Source organism: Paenibacillus cisolokensis, from assembly GCF_018403665.1.
GTDB classification, from domain to species: domain Bacteria; phylum Bacillota; class Bacilli; order Paenibacillales; family Paenibacillaceae; genus Paenibacillus_AH; species Paenibacillus_AH cisolokensis.
This window is the reverse complement of sequence record NZ_BOVJ01000171.1, coordinates 1-15,878: the sequence shown is the minus strand read 5'-3', so window position 1 is coordinate 15,878 and position 15,878 is coordinate 1. Positions and strand designations below refer to the sequence as shown.

General features: G+C 56.4%; 13 protein-coding genes and 3 pseudogenes. 10 read left to right on the top strand and 6 right to left on the bottom strand.

Translation table 11 applies throughout. The features are described 5' to 3' along the window. Positions 1 to 97: 97 nt before the first annotated feature. Positions 98 to 2,191 carry a hypothetical protein gene (locus PACILC2_RS21655; RefSeq protein ID WP_213530788.1) on the top strand — a complete coding sequence of 698 codons (2,094 nt, stop codon included), beginning with the start codon at positions 98 to 100 and terminating at the stop codon, positions 2,189 to 2,191. A gap of 79 nt (positions 2,192 to 2,270) precedes the next feature. Here the strand turns inward: PACILC2_RS21655 and PACILC2_RS21650 are convergent, their stop codons facing one another. Both PACILC2_RS21650 and PACILC2_RS21645 read right to left on the bottom strand, forming a co-directional pair. Continuing rightward, positions 2,271 to 2,657, bottom strand: a complete 387-nt coding sequence (locus PACILC2_RS21650) for a cupredoxin domain-containing protein (RefSeq protein WP_062494864.1) — start codon at positions 2,655 to 2,657, stop codon at positions 2,271 to 2,273. 223 nt (positions 2,658 to 2,880) lie between these two features. Further along, entirely contained in the window at positions 2,881 to 3,240 is a 360-nt protein-coding gene (locus tag PACILC2_RS21645) for a phage holin family protein (RefSeq protein ID WP_062494862.1), read from the bottom strand. Between the two features lie 175 nt (positions 3,241 to 3,415). On the opposite strand from PACILC2_RS21645, the pseudogene PACILC2_RS21640 reads away from it, so the two are divergent. From PACILC2_RS21640 to cysK, 5 genes and pseudogenes are all read left to right on the top strand, one after another. Beyond that, positions 3,416 to 5,778, top strand: a pseudogene (locus PACILC2_RS21640) (endonuclease MutS2). Between the two features lie 15 nt (positions 5,779 to 5,793). Next, positions 5,794 to 6,213, top strand: a complete 420-nt coding sequence (locus PACILC2_RS21635; RefSeq protein ID WP_213530786.1) for a DUF350 domain-containing protein — start codon at positions 5,794 to 5,796, stop codon at positions 6,211 to 6,213. A gap of 122 nt (positions 6,214 to 6,335) precedes the next feature. Then, positions 6,336 to 6,866, top strand: coding sequence for a hypothetical protein (locus PACILC2_RS21630; RefSeq protein ID WP_062494856.1), 531 nt, complete (start codon positions 6,336 to 6,338; stop codon positions 6,864 to 6,866). A gap of 86 nt (positions 6,867 to 6,952) precedes the next feature. Beyond that, a complete protein-coding gene (locus tag PACILC2_RS21625; protein ID WP_244863719.1) occupies positions 6,953 to 8,257 on the top strand; it encodes an MFS transporter in 1,305 nt (434 codons plus the stop codon). Between the two features lie 23 nt (positions 8,258 to 8,280). Continuing rightward, on the top strand, positions 8,281 to 9,207 hold the full coding sequence (gene cysK, locus PACILC2_RS21620; protein WP_213530784.1) for a cysteine synthase A: 927 nt from the start codon (positions 8,281 to 8,283) through the stop codon (positions 9,205 to 9,207). A gap of 58 nt (positions 9,208 to 9,265) precedes the next feature. On the opposite strand, the pseudogene PACILC2_RS29925 reads toward cysK, so the two are convergent. Next, positions 9,266 to 10,395: pseudogene (locus tag PACILC2_RS29925) on the bottom strand (CotH kinase family protein). 34 nt (positions 10,396 to 10,429) lie between these two features. After that, positions 10,430 to 10,867, bottom strand: a complete 438-nt coding sequence (locus PACILC2_RS21610) for a hypothetical protein (protein WP_213530782.1) — start codon at positions 10,865 to 10,867, stop codon at positions 10,430 to 10,432. Between the two features lie 197 nt (positions 10,868 to 11,064). On the opposite strand from PACILC2_RS21610, the gene PACILC2_RS21605 reads away from it, so the two are divergent. The 3 genes and pseudogenes from PACILC2_RS21605 (at position 11,065) to PACILC2_RS21595 (ending at position 13,654) form a co-directional block, all read left to right on the top strand. Then, on the top strand, positions 11,065 to 11,895 hold the full coding sequence (locus tag PACILC2_RS21605) for a YwrJ family protein (protein WP_244863718.1): 831 nt from the start codon (positions 11,065 to 11,067) through the stop codon (positions 11,893 to 11,895). Between the two features lie 40 nt (positions 11,896 to 11,935). Next, positions 11,936 to 12,426: pseudogene (locus PACILC2_RS21600) on the top strand (Lrp/AsnC family transcriptional regulator). Positions 12,427 to 12,439: 13 nt separating this feature from the next. Beyond that, a complete protein-coding gene (locus PACILC2_RS21595; RefSeq protein WP_213530780.1) occupies positions 12,440 to 13,654 on the top strand; it encodes an aminotransferase class I/II-fold pyridoxal phosphate-dependent enzyme in 1,215 nt (404 codons plus the stop codon). Between the two features lie 102 nt (positions 13,655 to 13,756). On the opposite strand, the gene PACILC2_RS21590 is transcribed toward PACILC2_RS21595, so the two are convergent. Further along, positions 13,757 to 14,926: a DDE-type integrase/transposase/recombinase gene (locus PACILC2_RS21590; protein WP_244863717.1), complete on the bottom strand. Its 1,170-nt coding sequence runs from the start codon at positions 14,924 to 14,926 to the stop codon at positions 13,757 to 13,759. Between the two features lie 143 nt (positions 14,927 to 15,069). On the opposite strand from PACILC2_RS21590, the gene PACILC2_RS29565 reads away from it, so the two are divergent. Next, positions 15,070 to 15,405 carry an aspartyl-phosphate phosphatase Spo0E family protein gene (locus PACILC2_RS29565; protein WP_372447200.1) on the top strand — a complete coding sequence of 112 codons (336 nt, stop codon included), beginning with the start codon at positions 15,070 to 15,072 and terminating at the stop codon, positions 15,403 to 15,405. Positions 15,406 to 15,585: 180 nt separating this feature from the next. Here the strand turns inward: PACILC2_RS29565 and PACILC2_RS21580 are convergent. Then, a partial coding sequence (locus tag PACILC2_RS21580; protein WP_213530778.1) for a hypothetical protein occupies positions 15,586 to 15,878 on the bottom strand: 293 nt, incomplete at its 5' end.

The following is a 15,878-nucleotide window of genomic DNA, read 5'->3' as shown; positions in this document are numbered from 1 at the left end:
GGTTCAAGCCACATCGAATTAGTTCCGGTAAGGAACTGCGATGTGGCTTTTTACACAGCTTAGAGACGCGAACAGTGGATAATGGGAGGATACCGCCTTGAAGGATACCGATCGGATACGTGTAACGGTTGATATATACGGAAACCAATATAAGCTGACGGGGCATTCCAGCGCCGATTATATTCGGCGGATCGCCGCTTTGGTCGATGAAAACATGCATAAGCTGGCCAAAGGCTATCCCCGGCTCGACCTGCCGCGTCTCGCCGTGCTGGCGGCGGTGCATATGGCGGAGGACGTATCCCGCCTGCAGGAGGAAAACGAACGTCTGCGCGAAGAAGAGGCGAAGCGGAAGCGGCTGTCGGAGGAGCTGGAGCAGGCGAAGCTGGCGATCGCGACGCTGCGCGAGGAATTGACCGGACAGCAGATGAAGGCGCAGGAGGAGACGGCGCGTCTGCGCAAGGAAGCGCGGGAAACGGAAGAGCGGCTGAAAGCCGAATCGGCCCGTGCGCTCGAGGAAGCGCGGCGGAAGTACGAGACCGAGCTGGCAAGGCGAAACGCCGAGCACAAGGAGACGCTGACGAAGCGGCATGCCGAACACGAAGCGGCGCTGGCGAGACTGGCCGCCGATCGCGAAGCGGCGCTCGAGCGGCAGAAGGCGGAGATGGAGAAGACGCTCGAGCGGCTCAAGGCGTCGCATGAAGAACAGCTGAAAGCGGAGCGGGATGCGGCCGCCGGCGCGCTCGAAGAGCAGAAAGCGGGCTACGAGCGGCGGCTGGCCGAGCTTTCGGCATCGCTTCAGGAGCAGCTCGATCAGGCGCTGCTCGGACGAATGGAAGCCGAGGAGCAGCTGGAGGCGGAACGGACGGCTTGGGCCGGTCAGCTCGAAGAGGAGCGAAGCCGCCGGCTCGAAGAATTGGAAGCGGCCAGGCGGGAAGCCGAGGAAGCGGCGGCGGCGCGGCAAGCCGAGTTCGAGCGGCAGCTTGCGGCGCAGGCGGACGCCCTTCAGCGGAAGGCAGACGAGGAGAGACGGCTCCGGTCGGAGGCGGAAGCGGCGCTTCGGAAGGAGCGCGACAATTTCCGCAGCGAGCTGGAGTCGGTTAAGGACAAGGCGCGAAAAGAGGCGGCTGCCGAACGGATTCGGTTGAAGGAGCGGTTCGAAGCGGATACCGCCGCGCTGCGGGAGGCGCTGCGGAAAGCGGAAGAGGAGCGGGCGGCGGCGATTACCGCCGGCAAGAAAGAACGGGAAACGGCTGTCCGGGAGCTCGAGGCCGAATGGCAGGCCAAATGGGACGAGCGCGAACGCGCATGGCAGGCCGAACAGGAGGCGGCGGAGCAGCGCCGGCGGGAGGAAGAGGCCGCACGCGAGCAGCTGTGGAAGTCCGACAAGGCGCAGCTCGAACAATCCTACCGTGCGGAGCTTGAACGCCGCAAAAAGCTGCTTCACGAAGAACGGGAACGGCTGCAAGGCGAATTGCAGGCGGTCCGTTCCGAGTGGGAAAAGGAGAAAGCGGAGTGGACCGAGCGGCTCCATGCGACGGAAGAAGCGCTTATGCAGACGATGGAGCAGGAAGAGACGCTGCGTTCGACCGCCTCCAATCTGGAGGACGAGCTGAGGGAACGCGATAACCGGCTGAATCGGGCCGAAGAGGAGCTGCAGCGAATGCGCTCGGAGAAAGACCGGCTGGCCGAGCTGCTTGACGCCCGCGAACGTGAGCTTGAGAACGGCCGCGCGGAAGCGGAAGCGGCCAGACGGCAAGCGTCGGAGCAGCGGCAACGGCTTAACGATCAGGCTCGTCAGCTGGAAGCGATGCAGCGGCAGCTTGAACAGGCAGCTGCCAAGGAAAAGGAACTGGCCGGCTTGCTGGAGGCGGAGAAGAAGCGCGCCGCCGAGGCGGTGCGGGAATCCGAGGAATATGCCGAGCTGCACCGGGAGCTTGCGATTCAGGAGAAGAGCGCGCGCAGCGAACTGAAGCGGTATATGGAGGAAGCGGCGGCGGCGTCGGCGCAGACCGAACGTCTCGCGGAGCGGGCTCGTCAGCTCGAAGCCGAGCGGGACGAAGCCGAAAAGCGCGCCGAGGCGATCCGGCAATCGCTCCAGAAGCTCCATGAAGAGCATGAAAAACTGGAGCAGGAATACGCCAAGCTGCAAACGGAATACAACGAATGGATCGAACTGATCGAAAAGAGTTAGCGGGAACATCATATCCGCTTCGCCAAATAATCGGCCCCCGAACGGAAAACTTCCGTGTTCGGGGGCCGGAGTTTGATTTTTATTCGACGACCAGCTTCGCTTTCATTTTCGCATGGCCGACACCGCAAGGAACGTTGCAGGACAGCTCGTAATCGCCGGCATTATCGAGCGTATAGGTTTTCGATTCGCCGTTGCCGAGCTTGATGTCGGTATTCGCCACCTCAATGCCATGCACGCCTTCCGTCGATTCGAGCTTAAGCGTAAAAGGCTGGCCTTTCGGAACGCGGTACTCGGACTGATCGAACTGCCAGTTGGACGCTTTGATCACGATTTCTTGACCGGTTGCCGCTCCGCCCGTATCGCCGCCTTCTCCGGCCGGCGTTTCTTCTTTTGTTGAACCGCCGCAAGCTGCAAGCGCGAAAGAAAGAACGACGATCAGAGCAAGCAGCCCGTACGTTTTTTTCATCCGTCTCGAACCCCTTTCCACAAACCTATTGTTCGGGGAACTATACCCGATGTCTTCCTATTGTATCCTGAAATCCAAAATTATGCGGTGACAAACCGTTGAACGGCGCATGAACAATTGTTGAACATCAGGTGACAAAAACTGCAAAACAAAACTGCAAAACAAAACCTCCGCCGTTATCCGCAATCGGCCCGGCAGAGGCTTTATGTTTGCGCGTTTGCGATTAATCGGCCCGCTTCTTGCCCGCCGTGAACGGCGAACTGATCGGAATGAACAGGTCGATAATGCCGATGACCAAAGCGGCAAGCAGCGCGCCCAGTATCGAAACCCGGACGCCGCCAACGATAAATTGGGCGATCCAGATGACGGCTGCGCTGGTAAGAAAACCGACGATGCCGCGGCCGAACGGCGTAACTTTTTTGCCGAAGATCCCTTCTATGATCCAACCCAGCACGGCGATGACAAGCGCGAGAAAAAGCGCGCTCCAGAATCCGCCTACTTGAAACTGGGGAACAATAAATCCGACGATCATGAGCACGATTGCGGCCACGACAAAACGGACAACATGTCCCAGAAAGTTCATATCGCATCCTCCTTAACGAAATGGTTTACCCGAAATTTATTGTTTCCAGATCAGCTGGAATCATGTATGGAATGATCCGTTATATCCGTTAAAGATGCGGCGCGCCTTGCGCGAACGCGTAGCATGGAACCATTCATTTCGGCTATAATGGAGAACGAGAGGAGTTGTGCCGCGATTGGACGACAAAATTCTGCATACGCTCGAATATCCGAAAATTATTCATAAATTGGTTCAGCATGCCGCTACGCCGCTTGGACAAGTCGAAGCGGAGCGGACGGTCCCGAGTCCGGATCTGGAGGAAGTGAAAACGAGGCTTCAGATGACGGACGAAGCGTACAAGGCCGACCGGCTGAAAGGCGCCGCGCCGTTCGCCGGCATCGCCAACATTCGGCCCGCGCTGCGCCGTGCGGTAATCGGCGGAACGCTCAGCGCGCATGAGCTGCTGGACATTGCGCTGACGGCAAGAGGCGGCCGGCGGGTAAAGCGTCATATCGGCCAAATTCATGAAGACGATCCGCTTCCGCTTATGCAAGGGATTGCCGAAATGATCGCCGAGAACAAGGAGCTGGAGGATGCGATATTCGCCTGCATTGACGAGCAGGGAGACGTGATGGATTCGGCAAGTCCGGAGCTGGCCGCAATCCGGCGGGAGCTGCGGAATGGCGAAAGCCGGATCAGGGAAAAGCTGGAACAGATGATCCGCTCCGCCTCCGTTCAGAAAATGCTGCAGGATGCGATCATTACGCTGCGCGGCGATCGGTACGTCATCCCGGTCAAGCAGGAATACCGGTCCCATTTTGGCGGCATCGTTCACGATCAATCGGGATCGGGGGCGACGCTGTTCATCGAGCCGGAAGCGGTCGTGGCGATGAACAACAGGCTTCGCGAGCTGAAAGCGTCCGAAGCCCGCGAAATCGAAAAAATATTGCAGAGGCTGACCGCTCTCGCCGCGGAAGCCGCCAAAGATCTGGAATTGAATCTGGATCTGCTCGGCAAGCTCGATTTCGCTTACGCGAAGGCTCGTCTCGCCCATGAGATGCGGGCAACGCAGCCCCGCATGAACGACAGGGGGTTTTTGAAGCTGCGCCGCGCCCGTCACCCGCTTATCCCGTCCGAACAGGTCGTGCCGGTCGATGTCGAGCTGGGCAACGATTATACGGCGATCATCATAACCGGACCGAATACGGGCGGAAAACGGTAACGCTCAAAACGATCGGTTTGCTGAGCATCATGGCGATGTCCGGCTTGTTCGTACCGGCGGAGGACGGCAGCCAGCTGTGCGTTTTCGACGCCATATACGCCGATATCGGGGACGAACAAAGCATCGAGCAAAATCTCAGCACGTTCTCCAGCCATCTGACGAATATTATCCGGATTTTGAAGGCGATGACGCCGAAGAGCCTCGTGCTGCTCGACGAGCTGGGGGCGGGCACCGATCCGGCAGAAGGGTCGGCGCTGGCCATCGCCATTCTCGAACATATTCACCGGCAGGGCAGCCGGATTGTGGCGACAACCCACTACAGCGAGCTGAAGGCGTACGCCTACAATCGCAAAGGGATTATTAACGCCAGCATGGAATTCGACGTGCAAACGCTGAGTCCGACCTATCGGCTGCTCGTCGGCGTGCCCGGGCGAAGCAATGCGTTCGCGATCGCCGAGCGGCTCGGCCTTCCCCGCTCCATTATCGAACATGCGCGCGGAGAGGTAAGCGACGAAGATCAGCTGGTCAACAACATGATCGCGTCGCTGGAGGAGAATCGTCTCGGCGCCGAGGCCGAACGGCAAACCGCCGAAGCGCTCAGACGGGAGAATGAAGCGCTCCGCGCAAGCCTTGAGGCCGAGCGGGCGAAGCTTGAGGAACAGCGCGAGAAGCTGCTGCAGAAGGCGCGGGATGAGGCGCGGCAGCTGGTGGCCAAGGCGAAACGCGAAGCGGAGCAGATCATCAGCGATTTGCGCAAGCTCGCTCTGGAGGAAGGCGCTTCGGTGAAGGAGCATAAGCTGATCGAGGCCAAACGCCGGCTCGATCAGGCCGAACCGGAGCCGGCCGGCCGGAAGCGGCCGGCTCCGAACGCGAAGCCGCAGCGGATCGAGCCGGGCGACGAAGTGATGGTCTACAGCCTCAACCAGCGGGGGCATGTGGTCGAGCTATCCGGCGAGGAAGCGTTGGTGCAGCTCGGCATTTTGAAAATGAAAGTGCAACTGTCGGATCTGGAGCTTGTCAAGCGGCAGGCGGCCGTCAACAAAACGCAACAGCCGACAGCGGCAGCGAGCTTGAAACGGACGCGCGACGACCGCGCTTCGATGGAACTGGATTTGCGCGGTTCGAATCTTGAAGAGGCTCTGCTCGAGGTCGACCGCTTTCTGGACGAATCGTTTCTGGCCGGCATGGGCCAAGTCTACATTATACACGGCAAAGGCACGGGCATACTGCGCTCGGGCATTCAGGAGTTTTTGCGCAAGCACAAACATGTGAAAAGCTTTCGGCTCGGCCAGTACGGCGAAGGCGGAGCCGGCGTAACGGTCGCCGAATTGAAATAACGGAGGTGCCGCCGGATGGAACAGCAAGTCGATCAATTGCTCGACAACCCGTATATCGCGACGCTCGCGTACGTTTCCGTAGCGGTTATCGCTTTGATCGTATTTCTCGCCTGCTTCGAGATGGTGACCAAGTACAACTGCTGGAAGGAAATCAAAAACGGCAATTTGTCGGTCGCCATGGCCACCGGCGGGAAAATATTCGGCATATGCAACATTTTCCGATTCTCGATCGAATCCGGCGATTCCGTCTACCAGAGCATGGTATATGCCGGATTCGGATTCCTTCTGCTGCTTGCCGCCTATTTTTTGTTCGAATTTTTAACGCCGGTATTCCGGATCGATGAGGAGATGATCAAGGACAATCGGGCGGTCGGACTGCTTGCGATGCTGATTTCCGTCTCGCTTTCCTACGTCATCGGAGCATCGGTTTCCTAGCATGATCAAAAAATAAAGGGGCATCGGGGATGAAATATTTGTGGGGGTCGCTGCTTGCGGTGGCCATACTGTTTATCGTTCTCGGCATCATCTATGTCATGGAATAAAAGGAGACGGGATATATGGAACAAACAACGATATGTCCTTGGTGTCAGACGGAAATCGTCTGGGACGAGGAACTCGGACCCGAGGAAAGGTGTCCGTATTGCGACAATGAACTGACCGGGTACCGTACGGTGCAAATCGGTCTCGACCGTCCGGATGACGGCGATTCCGATTGGGACGTTGAAGGAGAAGCCGGCGACGATACCGGCTGGGCGGACAACGCCGACGGTTTCCGGCACACCGACCGTGAGTGGCTGGCGGTTGAAGAAACGGTCGAACGGGTGCTGGACGGTCAGGAGGAAGTGCCGGAATGTCCGTCATGCCGGGAATATATGCTGGAAGCCGGCATGCAGACGATCGGGGAAGCCGGTTTTCGGCCGGCCGTGCCGAAGTCGCTCGGACAGCCGCTGCTCGAGGCTCCGTTCGGTGTCGTCTGGTATGTCTGTCCCTCCTGCTTCCAGACCGTGCAGCGGATCGCGCCGCAGGACCGCGACCGTTTTCTCGCACCGCTCCGGCGCGAAGCCGAAGCGGCAGCCGATAACGGCTAATAATATCCAACGAGCCCGTGCCGGGCATGTCTTATACCGCTTTTGGGCACCTTACATAAGGATTCCAAAGGCGGGAGTGATGGAAGTTGCAGCAGGGTAAACATGCGGTTCAGTCCCGGTTGCTGGCTTGGTTTCAGCGCTTGGGCGAGATCGCGCACAGCCGGGAAAGATCGTCCGGACGGCCTGCCGGAACGCTGGACGCTCAAGCTGCGCTGCTGCTGGCAGTACAAGGCTTTTTCGGCGCGGCCGGCGCGCTGTCCGGGACTTTCGTTCCGGTATTTCTTTGGAAGACGAGTCAATCTTATGCGCTGCTAGGCTGGTATACGCTGACACAGTATGTCACCAGCGGCTTGACGTTTTGGCTGGCCGGCAAGTGGATCAAAGAGCATAATAAAATGAACGGCCTCCGTCTCGGCGTCGCGCTGTCGGGAGGCTTTTATTTTGCGGTGCTGATGCTTGGCGAGCAGGCCAAAGCCTACATGATCGCGCTCGGCGTTTTAAACGGCGTAGCCGCCGGTTTGTTCTGGCTGGCCTACAACGTCGTCTATTTCGAAATCACCGAACCGGATAACCGCGACAAGTTCAACGGCTGGGCCGGCTTTCTCGGGTCGGCCGCCGGCATATTGGCCCCCTGGATATCGGGCATCGTCATTACGTCGCGCCAAGGTTTGGGCGGATATCGGATTATATTTACGATTTCGCTGATCATCTACGGGGCAGCCGTCATCCTCAGCTTCTGGCTTCGCAAACGGAAGTTCGGCGAACGATACGACTGGCTCCATACGATCCGGCAGCTGAAGGAACGGGGCAATCCCTGGCGGCGGGTCGCTCCCGCGATCGCGCTGCAGGGCGTGCGGGAAGGCGTTTTTATGTTTCTCGTCGGTTTGATGGTTTACGTCGTAACCCGCAGCGAGAAAATGGTAGGCAATTTTTCGCTCATTACGTCGCTCGTCGCTTTGGGAGCTTTCTGGGTGACCGGCAAGCTGCTTTCCGTGCGAAACCGCAAGCTGATCATGCTCATCGGCGTGATCATGATATCGGCGGTCATCACCGTATTGTTTTTTGGCTTCAACTATACCGCACTGCTTGTATTCGGCATCGGAACGTCGCTTTTTATGCCGCTTTATACGATCCCGATGACCTCGACGGTGTTCGATCTGATCGGCCGTACGGAAGAGAGCGCCCGGCAGCGGGTGGAATTTATCGTCATGCGCGAGCTGATGCTCACCGCCGGACGGTCGGTCGGGCTGCTCGCTTATATGGCTGTCGTCCCGCGGGACGACTCGCCGCTGGCGATCGCGATGCTGCTGCTTGCCGTCGGGGCCATGCCGATCGCCGGCTGGTGGTTCATCAGGCCGATTCTGGCAGCGCCTCAGCAAACGAGAACATAACATGGGACTTTGGAGGAACCTATATGCCGCGAGTTGTCAATAATGTTACCGAATTGATCGGGGATACGCCGGCCGTCCGGTTGAACCGGATCGTGCCGCCCCGAAGCGCCGAAGTACTGGTGAAGCTGGAGAAATTCAATCCGAGCGGGAGCGTCAAAGACCGCGCCGCCTTCTCGCTGATTGCCGCGGCCGAACGGCAGGGGCTGATCAAGCCGGGCGGCACGCTGATCGAGCCGACAAGCGGCAATACCGGCATCGGCCTGGCGATGAATGCGGCCGCCAAAGGTTACCGGCTTATTCTGGTCATGCCTGACAATATGAGCGCGGAGCGGATCAGTCTGCTGAAGGCTTACGGCGCGGAGGTTGTGCTGACGCCGGCGAAGCAGCGGATGCCCGGCGCGATTCGCAAGGCGCAGGAGCTGCGCGACGCCATTGCGGGCAGCTTCATGCCGAACCAGTTCGAGAATGAGGCGAATCCCGCCATTCACCGGACGACGACGGCGGTGGAAATTGTCGCGCAAACGGGAGGAAAGCTGGACGCGTTCGTCGCAACGTCGGGCACCGGAGGAACGGTGACCGGAACGGGAGAAGCGCTCAAAGAGCGTCTTCCGGATTTGCATATCGCCGTCGTGGAACCGAAAGGTTCGCCGGTTCTTTCGGGAGGGAAGCCCGGTCCCCATAAGCTGGTGGGGACAAGTCCGGGTTTCGTCCCGCCGATTCTCAATACGTCGGTATACGATGAGATCATTCAGGTGGAAGATGACGATGCGCTTCGGACGATGCGTGCGCTTGCCCGGCAGGAAGGGCTGCTTCTGGGGCCTTCCTCGGGCGCTTCGGTATGGGCGGCTCTGCAAATCGCGGCCCGTCTCGGTGAAGGAAGACGGGTGCTCTGCATCGCGCCCGATACGGGCGAACGCTATTTGAGCACCGGCTGGTATAACGAAGAATAGAGGGAAATGGGAAACGGACGGGCGGCCGAACGCAGCGGACGATAGGCCGGTCCGTCCGTCAATCCTTCCAACCGGCCAATTCCCGCTTTACCACTTGCCGGCGTTCGTGAATATATTGCCGTATAAATTCTTTTTCTCTCATAAATGTACGATAATCGTGTTTGCGCGTACGGTCGTGATAGATGGCGGCGGCGATATGGTTATGCATCCGGTCGATGACCGGACCGAGGTCTTCGACGGTAAAAGGCTTGCGCAGCAGCTTGACCAGTATTTTGCGGTAAGCCTGCCGGCAGGAGGAGAAGGCAAGAACCTTTTCGGTCAGCTTGTTATAGCCCTGTATCGGCACCAGGTCGCTGCCGCATGGCCTGCCGTAGCAATTGCGTCCCCAAGTGCCTTCGTAATCCCACGGAATGATGCGGTACCGACCGGTCGGCGGATGCTCGTATAGCGCATAATTTTGGTCGAAGCCGTCGTAATTGCCTGTCAGCACGGCTCCGGCCAGCCAATGCAAATATTGGCGGATATCGAGATTCCGGATCAAACATTGCCGCAGCATGTTGCCCTTCAACCGGTTAATCCGGCCGACGAACCGCCCCAGTCTTTTTTCGATATATCCCCGCCCCGAATCCATTCGTAGCCGTCGATAAGCGACGCCTTGCGGCGTTTCGTCTCCGGATCGATCAGCGAGAAATTGGCGTTGTCGTTCGTCCCGTATATCAGCGATTTATAGGAGATTTTCCGCCGCTTAAAAAAATTCCGGTTTACCGATTCGATCTCCAAATAGACCCCTTGCGGTTCGCCGTTCCATTCCAGCCAAAAATGTTTGGTGCGGGGTGCGGGAACTCCGATCATCGTAAAAAATTGAAACGACAGGGCGTTTCGCATCATGGAAGGATCGTCCGTCTCCGCGTTCCAGTGCAAAATCTCGCCGTCCGGCAAACGGAGCTCATACGATTTTTCGGATAGTTGCGCGTATGCCCCCCTCTGATCCCCAGCTGCGCATTGGAGGAACGTCCGTCGATTACCAGTTTGACCGGTACGAACCGCCTGCTCCGCGCTTCCATTCGCAGTTCGCGGTCTCGTGCGTATTCGATGTGAATGCTGCGCACCGGAAGGCCTTCCATCGTGGACATAAGACCATCCCCTTGAGCAAAAGTAAAAGCCTATCGGTACACGATAGGCTTTCATGCTACTTTACCTTATTCAGGCGGGAACGCGAATGTCACAACCGGGCCAATTGTTCATTTCCAAAGTTTGCGGCGTGAATGTTTTTTGCTTTTCTTTCTTTTGTTCCTTTTTTTGTTCTTGAGGTCGTGTTTCTTGCCTTGCGAGCGATCGCCCCAAGAGCCGTGAGAGCCGTGAGAGCCGTGAGAGTCATGAGAGCCGTGAGAGCCATGGGAACCGTGAGAGCCATGAGAGCCATGAGAGCCGTGAGAGCCGTGAGAGCCATGGGAACCGTGAGAGCCGTGGGAACCGTGAGAGCCATGGGAACCGTGAGAGCCATCATGAGAACCGGGAAATAAAGGAAATATGGGAAAAACGGGAAATCCGTGAAATTCGGGAAAACCATGAAAATCGGGAAAACCGTGAAAACCACGAGAACCGCGAGAACCTCTCTTACGGTCGCCGTCGGAATGACTCGACTTTTTTCTGTTGCCATCTTTCCACCTCCTTTTCTTTGGAAGGTTAATATAAGCTATGTTTCGAATCTAGCATCTGGTCCAGGCTAAAACATCATTTCATTAGGAAATGGTGATCTATCAAGTACCAATTCTCTCAGGGATACATATAGATATATTACAATTCGTACCCTATGATCCGTCCGAAGCACGCCGTATCGGAAAAGGAGGATATCCATTGAAAATCATTGAACTTCTGAACCGCGAGGTTGAGATAGAAATTTCAGGAAAGACGAAGGCGATTCGCGGCAAGCTGGTGGATTGGGGACAAGACATTGTCGTCATGCACAACGGTCACCGGTTTCTGTACGTTCCGCTTCGCCATCTGCAGCAAATGCGTGCCAGTGAGTCGCGGCTTGACTATAGCGATACGCCGGAACAACCGTTTGAGCAGTTCTATGAGTCCGTATCGTACCGGAAAATACTGATGAGTGCGAAAGGGATGTTTGCGGAAATTAATATTACCGGCAATCAATCCGTGCACGGTTACATTACGAGCATTATGAACGACTTTTTCGTCTTTTACTCGCCGGTCCACCACAGCATCGTCATCCCGCTCCACCAACTCAAATATTTGATTCCCTATGATTCCCAGGTTACACCTTATACGCTGGCGCCCGAACAATTTCCGCTCAAGCCTTCGCCTGTGACGCTGGCCCGTACGTTCGATCAGCAACTGCGCAAATTGATCGGCAAATTCGTCATTCTCGATCTGGGAGAGAACCCGAACAAAATCGGTATTTTGAAGCAAATAGACGGTCAAATCGTCGAGCTTGCCTCTGCCGACGGAAAATCCGTATTTTGCATTTCGACCATATCAAGACGGTCCATCTTCCCTGAGCGCGGGCTGTCCGCTCAAGCCTTTCGGCATTGCCGAAGGCTTATTTTGCGTTCGGACGAGCCCGGACGATCCGCGGCGAACGAGCGGCGGCAACCGTTCGAACGGGCATATCCGAACAAGGTCACATTCTTTTTGCTTTGCAGGATGCTTGGATTCGTTGTAATATAATTTTTATATAATTTGCAGCTTGCAGGAAGGAGTATTGGCGATGAGCGAACTGAAATTGAAGATACTGGAACTGCTCAAGGAGGACGCACGGCGCGGCGCGGATCTGATCGCTACGATGTTGGGCGAAGAAGAAGAGGAAGTGAAGCGGGCGATTGCGGAGATGGAGAAGGACCACGTCATCGTCAAATACGCCACGGTCGTCAACTGGAGCAAAGTGAATGACGAGAAAGTGACGGCGCTGATCGAAGTGCAAATTACGCCGGAGCGGGGCCGGGGATTCGAGGGCATTGCGGAACGGATTTATTTGTATCCCGAAGTCAAATCGGTCTATTTGATGTCCGGTGCTTACGATTTGCTCGTAGAGGTGGAAGGCAAAACGCTGAAGGAGGTCGCTTCGTTCGTTTCCAACAAGCTGTCTCCGATCGATTCGGTACTTTCGACCAAAACATTTTTTATCCTGAAAAATATAAGCAGGACGGCATCATCTTCGAAGAATGCGAAGGCGATCAACGTCTGCTGATTTCGCCGTAAAGGGATGGTCTCGATGATTAAAGAGGATGAAAAACAAACGATGCCTCGCCGTTCCATGCGCGATTATTTGTCCAGCCAGGCGAAACAGATCAAACCGTCGGGCATCCGCCGATTTTTCGATTTGGTCAGCGGCCGCAAAGATATTATTACACTCGGTGTCGGAGAGCCGGATTTCGTCACGCCCTGGCATGTGAGAGACGCCTGCGTGGCGGCGTTGGAAGCGGGGAAAACCCAGTATACGTCGAATGCCGGAATGCCGGAACTGCGGGAAGCGATCGCCACGTATTTGTATGAGCGGTTTGCAGTCGCCTACGAGCCGTCGAACGAAATTTTGGTGACCGTGGGTGGAAGCGAGGCGATCGATCTGGCGCTAAGGGCGCTTATTTCGCCAGGGGATGAAATTTTGATTCCGGAGCCCTGCTATATATCGTATTCGCCGATCGCCACGCTCGGAGGCGGCATTCCCGTCGGCATCGAGACGTTCGCCGAGGACAACTTCAAGCTGCGGGCCGATGCGCTGCAGGCTGCGATTACGCCGGCGTCGAAAGTGCTTATTCTCTGTTATCCTAGCAATCCGACCGGCGGGATTATGACATACGAGGACTGGCTGCCGGTTGCTAAAGTCGTGGAGGAAAACGACCTGATCGTCATATCGGACGAAATATATGCCGAACTGACTTACGGCGCCAACCATGTCAGCTTCGCTTCGCTGCCGGGAATGAAGGACCGGACGATTCTGGTGAGCGGTTTTTCCAAGGCGTTTGCGATGACAGGCTGGCGTATGGGATACGCTTGCGGCCATCCGGAGCTGATCGGCGCCATGCTCAAAATTCATCAATACACGGTAATGTGCGCGCCTATAATGGGCCAGATCGCCGCGCTCGAAGCGTTGACGAACGGCCTGGAGGAGAAAGACCGGATGGTCGAATCGTATAACCAAAGGCGGCGGCTCGTTGTCAAAGGATTTCGCGAGATCGGCTTGTCGTGTCATGAGCCGGAAGGGGCGTTTTACGCATTCCCGTCCATTCGGTCGACAGGCTTGTCGTCGGAGGAATTCGCCCGTCAGCTTCTGGAGGAGGCGAAGGTGGCAGCCGTGCCGGGCAATGTGTTCGGGCTTGGCGGAGAAGGGCATCTGCGCTGCTCCTATGCGACATCCGTGCCGCAGCTGACGGAGGCGATCGAGCGGATCGGAGCATTTGTGCACCGGCTGAAAACGGCAGGAGCTTGACGAGTTGTCATTTTCCGGATGTCCATACCGTGTCAACTCATATAAAAATGTTACCGAAGGATAATGGTTCACTCACGTAATTTTGTTACCCAGTGGAGGCTGTTACACAGCCTCCACTGGTTGCGCAGCGGAAGCAGACGTCACGGGTCGGGAAAGCATCGCTTCCAACTGATGGTGTAATGCAAGCGGATCTTGGGAAGTCTGATACGCCTGTAACCGTTGGGTTTGTTCTGGTGGTAGCACGTTGGTTTCGATTAACCGCGCAACGGGTGTTTTGGCCGTGTCGAATGTTTTCTTTACACGAGCCCCGCGACGCTCCTTGCCGATCAGCTTGCGAGTGGGCAAGCAGCAATTGAAGTACCGATCATGCAGAGCATAGAGGGAGTTGAGCCACTCCACCTGTTCCGGGCGGTCATAGCGTTCGTAGCCGACCAGCTGGCGGACGAGAAAGCCGTTTTTCTGCTCCACGTGAGCATTGTCGTTTTTGCGATAAGGGCGGCTGCGCGTGAAACGAATGTTGTTCGAAGCGCAGAAGGTTTTCAAATGGGCGTTTAAAAACTCTTGGCCGTTGTCACTGTGGATCCCCCAAGGCTGCATGGGCCACTCCGCGATGATGTACTTGAGCTCACGAAGCACGGCAAGTTGGGATTTGCCGAGCAGCGCGCGTCTGCGGGTGTAGCCGGAGACCACGTCGGTCACAGTCAGCGTATAGGCGAAGTGGCCGAGCGACGATCCGCCGTTGTGTTCGACCAAATCGATTTCCAGCGCGCCCGGACGCGTTTCATCCCAATCGTAGGCGATCATAGGCACTTGTGAACGGAGTTCGGCGAGCGGCTTTCGCTTGTTGACAGTTGGTCTGACTTTTGGACAACGAAGTGTGGATAACTTGCGCGCCAATGTCGGGCGGCTGATCTTTTGCAACTGCGATATGATAAGGTCGGTAAGGTGCAGGTGACCGTGCCGGGCAAGATTCCGGGCTGTATCGAGCAGAACAGGATGCAGTCGCTCGGCACAAGGATAATCCAGCGCTTCCCAAACGCGTTGTATGACGGGCATCGCCTCCTGGTAAGCTAATGGCCGATTACGTTTCGATTTCGCTGGCGTCAGCGCAGAAGGGTTCGTGAGAGCGCGGATAGCATGCTTTCGATGGCAACCCAGCACCTTCACGGCGTTGTCAAGGATTGCAGATTTCTCATTTCGCGATTTCGCTCTCTTGTATTGATCAGCAAAGGTATGGATCACTTCACGTCGTGTTTTCATGCTCAGTTTCAAAACACATCCCTTCGGTAACATTTCGATGTGAGTGAACCGATGCCTCTTTAGTAACATTTTAACTGAGTGATCGCGCATACTGGTAATGGATGTCCGTTTTCTGGTATAATAAAGCAATCGGCATCGTCCAGGCTTGTACGATTGTGACGGCGATCGACAATGCGGTAAAACATGAACGCGTCGTATGCAAGGAATTCACACAAGGAGGGGTGGCAATGGCTGTTGCGGATTACGGTTTCAACGTAAAGAACGTAATGGATTTTTGGGAAGAACCGGACCCATACAAAGCGATGAAGTTATCCCCGTACATGCGAATTCTGGAAGACGAAATTTATGTTTTGCGCAAACAGATGGAACTGACCTGTCAGCAGGAAGCTTCATTTCATTCTGAGCTCGTCATTGAAATTAGCCGGAAACTCGATGTGAAGATTAACGAGTATATGCGGTGCCGAATGAAAATGTCCAGACTGAAAGCGTAAAGGTATCTCCCCGCCGGTGCGGGGGATTTTTTTTTGAGATTGTCGGCGCGCCCCGTCTTCCGTCTAATCGTCACCGGTTGGTCGGTATGCCTCGTCTTCCGTCTAATCGTCACCGGTTGGTCGGCGCGCCTCGTTCTTCCGTCTAATCGTCTCCGGTTGGTCGGTATGCCCCGCCTTCCGTCAAATCGTCACCGGTTGGTCGGTATGCCCCGTCTTCCGTCTAATCGTCACCGGTTGGTCGGCGCGCCCCGTCTTCCGTCTAATCGTCACCGGTTGGTCGGCGCGCCTCGTTCTTTCGTCTAATCGTCTCCGGTCCGTCGGTGCGCCCCGTCTTCTGTCAAACGTCTCCGGTCTGTCGGTATGCCCCGCCTTCAGCGCCCCCGTCTCCCGGCAGATTGCTTTGGCGAAAATCCTGCAAAAGTGCAGGAATTTTGGTTCGAATAGATGGATATGGGGTAGTGTCAAGAAGTTTG

Coding starts and splice junctions, on each gene's coding strand:
- PACILC2_RS21650 (WP_062494864.1), bottom strand. CDS start 2,657: ATGAAAAAAACGTACGGGCTGCTTGCTCTGATCGTCGTTCTTTCTTTC.
- PACILC2_RS21645 (WP_062494862.1), bottom strand. CDS start 3,240: ATGAACTTTCTGGGACATGTTGTCCGTTTTGTCGTGGCCGCAATCGTG.
- PACILC2_RS21635 (WP_213530786.1), top strand. CDS start 5,794: ATGGAACAGCAAGTCGATCAATTGCTCGACAACCCGTATATCGCGACG.
- PACILC2_RS21630 (WP_062494856.1), top strand. CDS start 6,336: ATGGAACAAACAACGATATGTCCTTGGTGTCAGACGGAAATCGTCTGG.
- cysK (WP_213530784.1), top strand. CDS start 8,281: ATGCCGCGAGTTGTCAATAATGTTACCGAATTGATCGGGGATACGCCG.
- PACILC2_RS21610 (WP_213530782.1), bottom strand. CDS start 10,867: ATGGCAACAGAAAAAAGTCGAGTCATTCCGACGGCGACCGTAAGAGAG.
- PACILC2_RS21595 (WP_213530780.1), top strand. CDS start 12,440: ATGATTAAAGAGGATGAAAAACAAACGATGCCTCGCCGTTCCATGCGC.